The organism is Helicobacter pylori SA213A (genome assembly GCF_000476275.1).
Classification (GTDB): domain Bacteria; phylum Campylobacterota; class Campylobacteria; order Campylobacterales; family Helicobacteraceae; genus Helicobacter; species Helicobacter pylori_CL.
In genome coordinates this window covers 1-640 of record NZ_CBOM010000064.1, presented here as the reverse complement: position 1 = coordinate 640, position 640 = coordinate 1, and the positions used below count along the sequence as shown (strand labels likewise).

At 32.2% G+C, this 640-nt stretch carries 1 pseudogene; it reads right to left on the bottom strand.

What is annotated here, in order from left to right:
- Positions 1-22 precede the first annotated feature (22 nt).
- Positions 23-640, bottom strand: a pseudogene (locus QT74_RS07910) (relaxase/mobilization nuclease domain-containing protein); the annotation flags it as partial.

The following is a 640-nucleotide window of genomic DNA, read 5'->3' as shown; positions in this document are numbered from 1 at the left end:
ATGTCATGCTCTGTTTGTAAGGCTATCTTTCAAACTCATCATCTCTAGAGCATTGCTTCAAATTGTGTTGTGGTTCGGTATTTTTTGAAACTTCTTGTTGCGATTTTTGCGTATTTTGTAAAGATACCATTTCTTGCAACACTCTTAGTGTTATCTTAGCCACACCCTCACTCACACTCTTTTGCAATTCTAATTCTTTTTCTAAAAATTGCAACGACTTTTTAAGGCGAGCTAATTTTTTGCCATTATCTTCACATTCTAAAATCTCAATTTGCAGGCACTCTTTTCTTTCAATACAGAAATTTTTTCGCTTTTCTAAAAGCTCCATGGTTTCATTTTCTCTTTGGGTAAGATTTTTTAGAAGTTCAATGCAAGAGTGGTTAGTCTCATTAACATTTTCAGCTCTTAAAGTATCGCTTGCAATCAATGCAATATTGTTTAAATATTTTAAGTGTCTATTAAGAGCGAATGAATTTGTTTTGTCATTGAGTGCTAACTGCGAATAAGACAGATAGCTATACACAATACCTAAAGCATTTTTAGTGTCATTGTTATGTTCTTTAATTTCTTTTTCCAACAAAATAAGATTTTTAGTCATCGTTTTGTTTGCACCATGATGCTGTAGTGGCTTTAATAATTC